This is a genomic window from Psychroserpens mesophilus (genome assembly GCF_050617655.1).
Classification (GTDB): domain Bacteria; phylum Bacteroidota; class Bacteroidia; order Flavobacteriales; family Flavobacteriaceae; genus Psychroserpens; species Psychroserpens mesophilus_A.
On the sequence record NZ_JBODQC010000008.1, the window covers coordinates 77,620 to 90,465 of the forward strand.

Here is a 12,846-nt window from a genome sequence, read left to right on the forward strand (position 1 = left end):
ATGAAGAAACAAAAAAACTATTTAACATTATCTGGATTAGAACCTTTAGTCGTAACTCCTGAGAGTAATTTTATTAACGTAGGAGAACGTACCAATGTGACAGGTTCCAGGAAATTTCTACGATTAATCAAAGAGAATCAATTCGACGAGGCTCTGAGTGTTGCAAGAGATCAGGTTGAAGGTGGAGCACAAATTTTAGACGTTAATATGGACGAAGGCATGCTTGATGGTAAATATGCTATGGTTAAGTTTTTAAACTTAATAGCTTCAGAACCAGATATCGCTCGTATACCATTGATGATAGATAGCTCTAAATGGGACATCATTGAAGCTGGACTGCAAGTAGCTCAAGGAAAATGTGTCGTTAATTCAATTAGTTTAAAAGAAAGTGAAGCCGAATTTATTCGTCAGGCAAAACTGATAAAACGTTATGGAGCTGCAGTTATCGTTATGGCATTTGATGAGGTTGGCCAAGCAGATACTTACAATCGTCGGATTGAAATCTGTAAGCGTTCTTATGATATTTTGGTCCAAAATGTTCACTTTCCGCCACAAGACATTATTTTTGATCCAAATATTTTTCCAGTTGCAACAGGAATGGATGAACATCGCTTAAATGCGTTAGACTTTTTTAATGCAACCAAATGGATTCGTGAAAACCTGCCTTACGCAAATGTTTCAGGAGGTGTGAGTAATGTGTCATTTTCATTTAGAGGAAATAATGTGGTTCGTGAAGCCATTAACTCTGCGTTTTTATATCATGCCATTCAACATGGAATGAATCTGGGAATTGTCAATCCAACGATGTTGGAGGTTTATGATGAAATTCCGAAGGATTTATTGCAACATGTTGAAGATGTTCTGTTTAATAATAGACATGATGCCACAGAACGTTTATTGGATTTTGCTGAAACAGTAAAAGGACATAAAAAGGAAGACACGACTAAGGGTTTAGAATGGCGAAGCAAATCTTTACAAAACCGAATTACACATAGCCTCGTTAAAGGAATTGACACTTATATTATTGAAGATGTAGAAGAAGCACGATTAGCATCACATAAGCCTATTGAAGTTATTGAAGGTCATTTAATGATTGGAATGAATGTCGTTGGTGACCTCTTCGGAAGCGGAAAAATGTTTTTACCTCAAGTGGTCAAATCGGCTCGTGTGATGAAAAAAGCGGTTGCTTATTTGCAACCTTATATTGAAGCTGAAAAAGACGGAAAACAAGAGTTTGCTGGAAAAATCTTAATGGCAACTGTTAAAGGAGATGTACACGATATTGGTAAAAATATAGTAAGTGTCGTTTTAGGATGTAATAATTATGAAATTATCGATTTAGGCGTGATGGTTCCTCCTGAAAAAATAATTGATTCGGCAATCAAAGAAAATGTTGATGTTATTGGATTGAGTGGTTTAATCACACCATCACTTGATGAAATGGTATACCTTTCTAAAGCTATGAAAAAGGAAAATTTAACCATACCATTAATCATTGGTGGTGCAACCACATCCAAAGCGCATACATCGGTTAAAATTGCACCAAATTATGACCACACAGTAGTGCATATAAATGATGCCTCAAGAGCAGTAACTGTTGTTGGTAATTTGTTGCAGAAAGATAATCAGACCTATAAAAATCAAATACGAGATGAGTATGATAAATTTCGTGAGCAATTTTTAATCAGAGCAAAGCGTAAAGATTATGTTTCTCTAGAAGAGGCTCGAAAAAATAAATACAACATTGATTGGCAGGCTGCTGAAATTGTAAAACCAAAGCAGTTAGGTGTTCAGGTTATTGATGATTTTGACCTGAGAAAGCTTGAAACATTTATAGACTGGAGTCCGTTTTTCAGAAGTTGGGACCTACACGGAAAGTATCCAGAGATCCTAACAGATGATATCGTTGGAGAACAAGCTCAAGAGTTGTTTAAGGATGCCCAAAAGTTATTAAAACGTGTTTGTGATGAACAATTGTTGAAAGCAAAAGCTGTCTTCGGATTGTTTCCAGCCAACACAGTTAATGATGATGATATTGAAGTAGACCTATCCAGCCGTCACCTTGAGCGCAGTCGAGAGGTTGCTGATATAGATGTTAATGAAGGTCTCGACTGCGTTCGACCAGACCAAATTAAATTCCTAACTCTTCGTCAACAATTAAAGAAAAGAGAAGGGATTCCAAATCACGCCTTAGCAGATTTTATAGCACCTAAAGATTCAGGTAAGCAAGATTACATTGGAGCATTTTGTGTTTCTGCTGGTTTTGGAACACAGGAATTAGCACAACAATTTGAAGCCGATAATGATGATTACAATTCGATTATGATTAAAGCATTAGCCGATCGTTTAGCCGAAGCTTTTGCAGAATACCTGCATAAAGACGTAAGAACTAAGCACTGGAGTTATGCCAAAAATGAAGACTTTACCAATGACGAATTGATAAAAGAAAGCTATAAAGGCATTCGTCCTGCACCAGGATATCCAGCCTGTCCAGATCATTTAGAAAAAATAACAATTTGGAAGGTCTTAAATGTTGAAAATCACATAGGTGCTAAACTGACTGAAAGTTTAGCGATGTGGCCAGCAGCAAGCGTTAGTGGGTATTATTTTGCAAATCCAGAAGCCAAATATTTCGGTTTAGGAAAAATCACTAATGACCAATTGATAAATTATGCTAAACGTAGAAACATCAGTGAAGATGAAGCTCGAAAATGGTTAAATCCAAACCTTGCAGAAACTTAACAATTTCTTAGAATTAGAAACATATTAACATATCAACTACATCGTATTCTTGTGGTAGAATTTTTAAACCCAGACTATGAAAAAGCATAAGGTAGAAATACGATTTGCAATACAGCTTATACTGCTAACCACAGTGTCTTTGTTGATTGCTCATTTAACCTGAATTTTACACTATGAAAGTAACAGATCACATCAAAAAAGCTAATGGAAATACCCAGTTTTCATTTGAAATTTTGCCACCATTAAAAGGACAACACATACAGTCTGTTTTTAACAATATTGATCCTTTGATGGAGTTTAAGCCACCTTTTATTGATGTTACGTATCACAGAGAAGAATATGTGTATAAAGAATTGGAGAATGGACTCTTAAAAAAACAAGTTGTTAAAAAACGACCTGGAACTGTAGGTATTTGTGCTGCAATTCAAAATAAATATAATGTAGATGCCATACCTCATATTTTATGTGGTGGATTTACAAAAGAAGACACCGAAAATTTCTTGATAGATCTTGATTTTTTAGGAATCGATAATGTCATGGCACTTCGTGGTGATGCTGTTAAAACAGAAACTTATTTTAAACCAGAAAAAGAAGGTCATATCTATGCCTGTGATTTGGTGAGTCAGGTTTCAGATTTAAATAAAGGTCGCTATTTGGATGACGAGTTAAAAAACACATCTGAAACTAATTTTTGTATTGGTGTTGCTGCATATCCAGAAAAGCACATGGAAGCACCAAGTTTAGATAGTGATATTCATTTTTTAAAAAAGAAGATTAAAAATGGAGCTGAATATATTGTGACGCAAATGTTTTTTGATAATAAAAAATACTTTGCATTTGTAGATAAATGTAGAAGCGAAGGGATTAAGATTCCAATTATACCTGGTCTAAAACCAATTGCAACAAAGAAGCAGTTAAATTTAATTCCACATCGTTTTCATGTAGATTTACCTGAAGAACTTATAATTGAAATTGTAAAGTGCAAGAACAATAAACAAGTGAGGCAACTGGGAGTTGAATGGTGTATTGAGCAATCTAAAGCGTTGCAAAAGGCAGGAATTCCTGTATTGCATTATTATTCAATGGGAAAAAGTGATAATATAAAAGCTGTGGCTTCAAAGCTGTTTTAAAAACCTTTTCTAAAATCGTTTATTAAACCTTACTTTTGCAAAACTAACACGTTACAGCTTAAAGTTATGCATACATCAAAATTAGCCGAAGGATTAAAAGGGTCTGAAATTATAAAAATTGCAGGAGAAGTTAATGCACTTAAAGCGGAAGGTGAAATTATTTACAACCAGACCATTGGAGATTTTGATGCTGAAATCTTTCCGGTTCCTCAAGAATTAAAAGAAGAGATTATTGCTGCATACCACAATAATCAAACTAATTATCCTGCTGCAAATGGCATGGAAGTACTTCGTGAAAGTGTTTCTTCATATTTGTCAAAAAATCTCGGACTTGAGTATTCTAAAGATGAAATCTTAATTTCAGGAGGAGCAAGACCCCTAATTTATGCGATGTATCAAACGGTTTTAGATCTTGAAGATACCGTTTTATATCCTGTGCCTTCATGGAATAATGATGCTTATACCTATCTGGCAAGAAATAATGCTGTTATCATCGAAACGACGCCTGAAAATAAATTTATGCCAACGGTCGATGATATCAAACCTCACATTCAAAATGTGAATTTAATTGCATTGTGTTCGCCATTAAATCCAACAGGAACAACCTTCGACAAACAAACCTTAACTGAAATTTCGCAGCTTGTTGTCGATGAAAATAACCGTAGAATAGGAGAGAATATAAAACCATTGTATGTCCTTTACGATCAAATATACTGGCAATTGACCTATGGTTCAACGGAGCACTTTAATCCTGTTGAATTAGTTCCAGAAATGCGAGATTATACCATTTTTGTCGATGGTATTTCAAAAGCATATGCTGCTACTGGAGTTCGTGTAGGTTGGGCATTTGGACCCACTCATGTGATTCATAAAATGAAAGCGATGTTAAGTCATATAGGTGCCTGGTCTCCAAAAGCTGAACAAATGGCAACAGCCTCTTATTTAAATAACGCGGAAGCTGTTTCAACATATTTAGAACACATAAAAAACGAATTAGATTTTAGATTGAATCGGTTTTATGACGGATTTCAAAATCTTAAATCTGAAGGGTTTCCTGTCAATGCCATTGAGCCAGAAGCGGCTTTGTATTTAACAGTTCAGTTTGACCTTATTGGAAAAACGACATCAGACGGAAAAACCTTATCAACAATTCAGGACGTCACAAGTTATCTGCTTACTGAAGCTAAACTGGCCATTGTACCTTTTTATGCTTTTGGAACGTCTGTAGATTCTAACTGGTTTAGACTTTCAGTTGGAACGTCTAAAAAAGAAGATATCTCAACCGTTTTTGAATTGTTAAAGCATGCACTAACAGATTTAACTTAGATGTTATTTCGATTATTCTTTTACTTTTGCTTCAGAATAAAATTCATGAAGCCTTACCTAACGATTCTTCTTCTGTCTTATTACGGATTCTTGTTTTCACAAGACTCTCAAGATAAAAAAGACAATATATTCACCCTAGATGCCAATCTGTTTTATGGTACAATCTTAGAACATAATCCAGATATTTCTCATTTAATTACAGACCATCCAGCAGGATTTATATTGAGTTATAACAAAAAAACGTACGGTTTTAAAGATTGGGAAAGTAGATTTAATTATCCAGATTGGGGTTTTTCATTCATTTATCAAGATATGAAAAACAATCATTTAGGTGAAAATTACAGCTTGTATGCACATTATAATTTCTACTTTCTTAAACGGCATCTTAATTTAAGAATTGGTCAAGGTTTAGCTTACAACACAAACCCTTACCATAAAGAGACCAATTTTAAAAATAATGCTTACGGATCGCATCTCATGAGTGCCACCTATTTTATGCTTAATTATAAGAAAGAAAAGATCTTTCGCGGTTTTGGATTGCAGGCAGGTATTTCGGTTTTACATTATTCTAATGCTAATTTTAAAGCACCTAACACCTCTACAAATACGTTTGTATTTAATGTTGGAACTAATTATGTGTTCGATTATGAGAATGAACCTGAATACATACCATCTACCGAAGACAAATCATTCAAAGAAAAAATTAAATATAATTTAGCATTTAGAACGGGTCTCAATGAAAGTGATATTATTGATGTTGGTCAATATCCATTTTACATTGTTTCGGCTTATGCAGACAAACGTTTAAACAGAAAAAGCGCCATTCAAGTAGGAGCAGATGTCTTCTTTTCTAAATTTTTAGAAGAACTTATTTATTTTTATGCTGTTGCGTATCCTGAATTAAATGTTAGTGGTAATGAAGATTGGAAACGTGTTGGTGTTTTTGTAGGTCACGAGTTGTTTATCAATAAAATGTCTTTTATCACGCAATTGGGTTATTACATTTACTATCCTTACGATTTTGAAGGACGAGTGTATAATAGAATTGGATTAAAACGTTATTTTGGAGATACATTTTTTGGAGCGATTACTCTAAAATCTCATGGAGCAAAAGCTGAAGCTGTAGAATTTGGAATAGGAGTTAGATTATGAAAAAGTTATGTTATATATTTTTTGCCTTTATAGTTTTGTCTTGCAATACTGAAGATGCTCCAGATTGTTTTCAAAATGCAGGAGATCTTATTCAAGAAGAATTTATAGTAGATGATTTTTCTAAAATTACAGTTTTTGCTAGAGTAGAACTTATTGTAAAGCAGGATCTTACTCAAAAAGTAGTGGTAGAAACGGGAGAGTATTTATTGAATGACATTGAAGTTAAAGTTGAAAATAACAGACTGTTAATTAGTAATAACAATGCTTGTAACATTAGCAGAGATTATAACTTAACTAAAGTGTATGTGAGCGCTCCTAATTTAACCGAAATCAGAAATGGTTCAGGACTAACAGTGACCAGTGATGGTGTATTAGGTTTTGATAATTTGAAATTAGTTTCAGAAGATTTTAATGCTGAAGACGAAGTAAATACAGATGGTGACTTTAATCTTAAAGTCGATTGTAATCAGTTAAATTGTGTTGTGAATAATCTCTCTTCTATTTTTATAAGTGGAGAAGTTGACGATTTGTTTGTTGGATATTATTCTGGTGATGCACGTTTTGAAGGCAGACACCTTATTGCCCAAAACATTACTATTTTTCAACGTAGTAGCAATGACATGATTATTAATCCGCAACAATCTCTTTCGGGAGAAATTAGAAGTACAGGTGATGTTATTCTTGTCACGACACCTTCAATTATAGATGTTGAAGTATTTTACACAGGCAACTTGATTTTAGAATAGATTTTAAGCCGTAGTCAACTCTCTAAACAAACTTTCCAAGCTAGCATTTTTTTGGTTTAGTTGAAGAATTTTCAATTTGTTATCATGAGCAAAATCAAAGACATAAGAGCGCATATCTTCGCTGGTTGAAAATGTAATTTCATACACAAAATCATGTGTATTTTTTACAGTTTTTGCATTGGGTAACTTCAGTAAAAAAGCATCTTCAACACGATAATCAAATTCTACAATAACAGTTTGTTCTTTATCATCACGAAGCTCTTTAAGCTTTTTGTCTGCCACAATTTTTCCTTTATTAATAATAATAACACGATCACAAATGGCTTCGACTTCCTGCATAATATGCGTTGATAAAAATACGGTTTTATCTTTACCAACCGTTTTTATCAAATGTCTGATATCAACCAATTGATTTGGGTCTAAACCAGTTGTAGGTTCGTCAAGTATTAAAACATCGGGTTCATGTAATAAAGCATTGGCCAAACCAATACGTTGACGATACCCTTTTGAAAGCTGTCCGATTTTTTTATGAGCTTCAGGTGTCAATCCTGTTAATTCAATAACATCATTAACACGCGTTTTAGAAATGTTATACACATTCGCATTAAATGTTAAATACTCTCTAACATACATCTCGAGATACAAGGGATTATGTTCAGGAAGGTAGCCAACACTATTTTGAACCTGTTTTTTGTGTTTTAAAACATCGAAGTTGTTGACTTTTGCAGTGCCTTCAGTAGCATTAACATACGTCGTTAATATTTTCATTAATGTGGATTTTCCAGCGCCATTCGGACCTAAAAAACCCACGATTTCTCCTTTATTAACAGAAAACGAAATAGCATCAAGGGCTTTTTGTTCACCATAAACTTTAGAAATGTTTTCAACTTCAATAGACATATATCAATTTGTTTATTCAAAAATAGTAATTATAACCAATGCAAGCTTCAAATTATGAATTCTTTAAAACCGAAACATAAAACTTAAAAATAACGTATAACAATTTTGATTTCCTAAAATAATAATTACATTAGCAATATTATAAACGACATGCACATCTTAAATCATACATATTATAATTGGTTTTATTTCTTTTTTAATGAAAAGAAAGAGACGTTGTATGTATAATTTATGCTATTCAATATACTATGAGTCTCGATGGAAATCGGGACTTTTTTTGTGATTCAACGTTTTTGATAAACTATGAAAAGCGAAATTGAAAAATTTAAAGTTGAATTGATCTCGAACTGGTTTCAGGATCTTTTAAAATAAATTAACTGTTTGATAAAATCAGTAGCCATACAAGGAGTAAAAGGATCATTTCATCACATTGTGTCACAGCAATATTTTGATGAGACGGTTGCTGTTTCAGAATGTCTATCATTTGATGAGGTGGTCGATAGCATTTTAAACGTAAATGATGATGCAGCAATCATGGCTATTGAGAATTCCATAGCTGGTTCTATCATACCAAATTACGCCTTGATTGATGCGTATGGTTTGCATATTGTTGGTGAGCATTACTTAGATATTCAGCATCATTTAATGGCTTTACCCAATCAAACCATAGACGATATTAAAGAAGTGTATTCGCATCCAATGGCATTATTACAGTGTAAAGATTTCTTTAAATCATATCCACACATCAAATTAATAGAAGATAGAGATACAGCTGAAGTTGCACAACGTATTCAGCTTAATCAATCAAAACATATAGCAGCCATAGCGTCTCGATTGGCTTCCAAATTATTCGAACTTCATATTCTGAAAGAAAGCATTCAAACGATAAAACACAATGAAACACGATTTTTTATTGTAAAGACAAAAAATTCTGAAATACCAGAAGAAGTTATCAATAAAGCATCTATAAAATTTGAATTAGACCATAAAAGAGGAAGTTTAGCGACTATTTTGAATGTATTAAGTGATTGTAAGCTAAATTTAACAAAGATTCAATCACTCCCAAAAATTGAAACACCTTGGAAATACGCTTTCTTTGTTGATGTAACGTTTGAGTCTTATAACGATTATAAAAAAGCAAAATCTATTATAGCAATCATGGCTCAAGATTTTAAAGTATTGGGAGAATATAAAAATGCAAGACAATGATACCTATTGCCAACCGACTAAAACATGTTGAAGAATATTACTTTTCTAAGAAACTTAGAGAAGTCAACCTGCTCATAGCCCAAGGAAAACCTATCATTAATTTAGGAATCGGAAGTCCGGATTTGAATCCACCAGAACGTGTTCTCAATGCATTAGTAGAAACATTTAATGAAGGTGGAGCTCATAAATACCAGAGTTATCAAGGTATTCCAGAATTGAGACAAGCTATAACCAACTTTTATAAACGATATTTTAATGTGCCTTTAAGTCCGTTAACTGAAGTATTACCACTAATGGGAAGTAAAGAAGGAATTTTACACATTTCTATGGCATTTTTAAATGAAGGTGATGAAGTCCTTATTCCCAATCCAGGTTATCCAACCTACCAATCGGTTACAAAACTGGTTGGAGCAAAACCTGTATTTTACGATTTAACGGAAGAGAATCACTGGTTTCCAGATTTAATCGCCTTAGAAAAAAGAGGAGTTGAAAATGTAAAAATAATGTGGGTAAATTATCCACATATGCCAACAGGAGCACAAGCAACCAATAAACTGTTTGAAGATTTAATAACCTTCGCAAAACGTAATGATATTTTAATTGTTAACGACAATCCATATAGTTTTATACTCAATAAATATCCTAGAAGTATTTTAAAATACAGAGATGCGAAAGATGTATGTTTAGAACTAAATTCTTTAAGTAAGACGTTCAATATGGCTGGTTGGAGAGTAGGTATGTTGCTTGGAAAAACAGAATATATCAATGCCGTTTTACGTGTTAAAAGTAATATGGATTCTGGGATGTTCCTTGGCATTCAAAAAGGAGCTATTGAAGCTTTAAACTGCTCAGACATGTGGTATGTTAGTCTAAATAGTGTTTACGAGCAAAGACGACAACTTGTTTGGGAAATAGCTGAAGCACTAAATTGCACTTACGATGAAAATGCGTCTGGATTATTTGTATGGTGTAAATTACCAGATTACTTAGATGCTGAAGATTATATAGATTTAATATTGAAGGAAAAATCAATATTTATCACACCTGGAACTATTTTTGGTTCAAATGGAAACAGATACATACGAATATCACTTTGTGCGTCTCAGGATGATCTTGAAGAAGCCTTAGCAAGATTAACATAACGAATGAATAACATATACATCATAGGAGTTGGATTGATTGGAGGAAGTATAGCCTTAGATATAAAGTCTAATAACAAAAATGCCAAAATCTTTGGGATAGATACAAACAATTTACATTTAGATGAAGCTGTAGTCTTAAATATCATCGATGAAAAAGCAACATATGATGATTTGAAAAATGCAGATTTAGTAGTGCTTTCTATTCCTGTTGATAAAGCGGTTTCAGAATTGCCAAAAGTATTAGAAGCTATTTCAGATAAAACACTAGTGATTGATGTTGGTTCTACAAAATATCCCGTTTGTAAAGCGGTTGAACATCACGAAAAGCGTCGTAATTTTTTAGCTACCCATCCTATTGCAGGTACTGAGTTTTCTGGTCCAAAAGCCGCCATTCATGACCTTTTTCAGAAGAAAACCAATATCATTTGCGAAGTTGAAAAAACAACATTTAAACTTCAGGAGAAAGCTTTGCAACTGTTTTCAGACTTAGGAATGCGTATTAGGTATATGAATCCTGAAGCACACGATAAACACATCGCTTATGTATCGCATTTATCGCATATAAGTTCATTTATGTTAGGAAAAACAGTCATTGAAAAAGAAAAAAATGAACGTGATATTTTCGATATGGCTGGCAGTGGTTTTGAAAGTACGGTACGTTTGGCAAAAAGTTCACCAGCCATGTGGACTCCAATTTTTGAACAAAATAAAGATAATGTTATTGAGACGCTTGATGAATATATCAACAATTTGAAACAGTTTAAAGCTTTGATGGAATCTGATGATTTTGATGAAATTTACAATGAAATGCAGAACACAAATCATATAAAAGAAATCTTAAACGGAATACAATAAAAATATCAGGTCGAGCAAAGTCAAGACCTAATTTAAAAGAGACTATGGAAAACAAAAAGGAAATGAGAACATGGTTGGATGATTTAAAATTAAATCATCCTTTAGTAATCGCTGGACCATGTAGTGCAGAAACCGAAGAACAAGTTTTAAAAATAGCGCATGAGTTAAAAGATACAGATGTAAATTATTACAGAGCAGGTATCTGGAAACCCAGAACACGTCCAGGAAACTTTGAAGGCGTTGGTGCTTTAGGATTAAAGTGGTTGCAAAAAGTAAAGGAAGAAACTGGTTTGAAAACGGCAACCGAAGTCGCTAATAGAAATCATGTTGAGCTTGCTCTAAAGCATGATGTCGATTTATTGTGGATTGGTGCACGCTCAACGGTGAGCCCGTTCATTGTTCAGGAGATTGCAGATGCTTTAAAAGGAACCGATAAAATAGTATTGGTTAAAAACCCTGTAAATCCAGATTTGCCATTATGGCTTGGTGCTGTTGAACGGTTAGCATCTGCTAACATTAAAAATTTAGGAGCTATACACAGAGGGTTTTCAACTTACGACAAATCGAAATATCGTAACAATCCAGAATGGCAAATCGCTATTGAGCTACAAACGAGATTTCCAGATTTACCACTAATTAATGATCCTTCTCATATTACCGGAAAACGTGATATGATTTTTGATGTCTCTCAAACAGCATTAGACCTTAATTTTGACGGATTGATGATTGAAACACATACTACACCAGATAAAGCATGGAGTGATGCTGCTCAGCAAGTGACACCAAAGCATTTGGTGCAAATTATGACCGACTTACGAATTAGGAAAGAAACAGATCCTGAGGCAGAATACAATAGCGAACTTGGTAATTTAAGGGCTCAAATTGATGTGGTTGATAATCAGCTTATCGAGTTGCTTGGAAAGCGAATGAAAGTAGCTGATAGTATAGGAAAACTTAAAAAAGAAAAAAACGTTGCCGTATTACAAAGTAAGCGTTGGAACGAGATATTAGGCAAAATGGTAATGGAAGGAAATGAGAAAGGTCTAAGCGAAGAATTTATCTTGCGTTTGTTTAAAGCCATTCATCAGGAGTCTATTAATCATCAAGAGAAAATAATAAATCATTAATAAAAAAAACCTCGAATTTTCGAGGTTTTTTATTTGGTATTATTTAAGACGTTTAAAGATAAATCGGGTAATAAAAATTCCATTACCATCACCTTTTCCAGCTTCACTTTCAACAGCACTCGTAACAAACGCTAATTCCCAGCCTTCTTCAATCATAGCGTTTATTTTAGAAGTAAGTACAGCATCATTAGCTGCAATATTTTGAAAGCGAATACCACCTAAGTTATAAAAGTTTAACAATTTAGTTTCCTCAAAATTCTTAACTCTGATATCACTTCTGTCAGATTTGTTTCTTTTATCTTCAGAAGCAGATACAATTCTAGACCTACCTAACCCATTAGGAACGATTGACTCTACACTGGTAATGATTTTGTACTCTACCTGTGCAAATGCATCAGTAAAAGACAAAAAACCAATAACCATTAATAGTACTAATTTTTCATGTTAAAGAGTTTTAAAAATTAAGTTACTAATATAGTGGTATCTGCTTTTTTGTCAAAACAGAAAGAAAAGAGCA

The 12,846-nt window shown here is 33.6% G+C and carries 11 protein-coding genes; 9 read left to right on the forward strand and 2 right to left on the reverse strand.

Annotated elements, in window-relative coordinates; translation table 11 throughout:
- The 5 genes from metH to ACRHNM_RS13310 all read left to right on the forward strand — a co-directional run bounded on the left by metH (position 1) and on the right by ACRHNM_RS13310 (position 7,096).
- Complete coding sequence (gene metH, locus ACRHNM_RS13290) at positions 1-2,742, forward strand: methionine synthase (protein ID WP_431137131.1); 2,742 nt, start codon at positions 1-3, stop codon at positions 2,740-2,742.
- 173 nt (positions 2,743-2,915) lie between these two features.
- Positions 2,916-3,872, forward strand: a complete 957-nt coding sequence (gene metF / locus ACRHNM_RS13295) for a methylenetetrahydrofolate reductase [NAD(P)H] (RefSeq protein ID WP_431137132.1) — start codon at positions 2,916-2,918, stop codon at positions 3,870-3,872.
- A gap of 66 nt (positions 3,873-3,938) precedes the next feature.
- Positions 3,939-5,198, forward strand: coding sequence for a pyridoxal phosphate-dependent aminotransferase (locus tag ACRHNM_RS13300; protein ID WP_431137133.1), 1,260 nt, complete (start codon positions 3,939-3,941; stop codon positions 5,196-5,198).
- Between the two features lie 45 nt (positions 5,199-5,243).
- On the forward strand, positions 5,244-6,350 hold the full coding sequence (locus tag ACRHNM_RS13305; protein ID WP_431137134.1) for an acyloxyacyl hydrolase: 1,107 nt from the start codon (positions 5,244-5,246) through the stop codon (positions 6,348-6,350).
- Positions 6,347-7,096: a head GIN domain-containing protein gene (locus ACRHNM_RS13310; RefSeq protein ID WP_431137135.1), complete on the forward strand. Its 750-nt coding sequence runs from the start codon at positions 6,347-6,349 to the stop codon at positions 7,094-7,096. The genes ACRHNM_RS13305 and ACRHNM_RS13310 overlap by 4 nt, the downstream gene beginning before the upstream one ends.
- Before the next feature lie 3 nt (positions 7,097-7,099).
- Here the strand turns inward: ACRHNM_RS13310 and gldA are convergent, their stop codons facing one another.
- Complete coding sequence (gene gldA / locus ACRHNM_RS13315) at positions 7,100-7,996, reverse strand: gliding motility-associated ABC transporter ATP-binding subunit GldA (protein WP_431137136.1); 897 nt, start codon at positions 7,994-7,996, stop codon at positions 7,100-7,102.
- 381 nt (positions 7,997-8,377) lie between these two features.
- Here gldA and ACRHNM_RS13320 point away from each other — a divergent pair, with 381 nt between their 5' ends.
- Genes ACRHNM_RS13320 through ACRHNM_RS13335 form a run of 4 tightly spaced genes read left to right on the forward strand, consistent with a single transcriptional unit; the run spans position 8,378 to position 12,329 of the window.
- Positions 8,378-9,205, forward strand: a complete 828-nt coding sequence (locus tag ACRHNM_RS13320; RefSeq protein ID WP_431137137.1) for a prephenate dehydratase — start codon at positions 8,378-8,380, stop codon at positions 9,203-9,205.
- Positions 9,202-10,347, forward strand: coding sequence for a pyridoxal phosphate-dependent aminotransferase (locus tag ACRHNM_RS13325; protein WP_431137138.1), 1,146 nt, complete (start codon positions 9,202-9,204; stop codon positions 10,345-10,347). The genes ACRHNM_RS13320 and ACRHNM_RS13325 overlap by 4 nt, the downstream gene beginning before the upstream one ends.
- Before the next feature lie 3 nt (positions 10,348-10,350).
- Positions 10,351-11,202: a prephenate dehydrogenase gene (locus tag ACRHNM_RS13330; RefSeq protein ID WP_431137139.1), complete on the forward strand. Its 852-nt coding sequence runs from the start codon at positions 10,351-10,353 to the stop codon at positions 11,200-11,202.
- A 44-nt stretch (positions 11,203-11,246) separates the two neighbouring features.
- Positions 11,247-12,329 carry a chorismate mutase gene (locus ACRHNM_RS13335; protein WP_431137140.1) on the forward strand — a complete coding sequence of 361 codons (1,083 nt, stop codon included), beginning with the start codon at positions 11,247-11,249 and terminating at the stop codon, positions 12,327-12,329.
- 39 nt (positions 12,330-12,368) lie between these two features.
- On the opposite strand, the gene ACRHNM_RS13340 is transcribed toward ACRHNM_RS13335, so the two are convergent.
- Complete coding sequence (locus tag ACRHNM_RS13340; RefSeq protein ID WP_431137141.1) at positions 12,369-12,752, reverse strand: hypothetical protein; 384 nt, start codon at positions 12,750-12,752, stop codon at positions 12,369-12,371.
- Between the last annotated feature and the right edge of the window lie 94 nt (positions 12,753-12,846).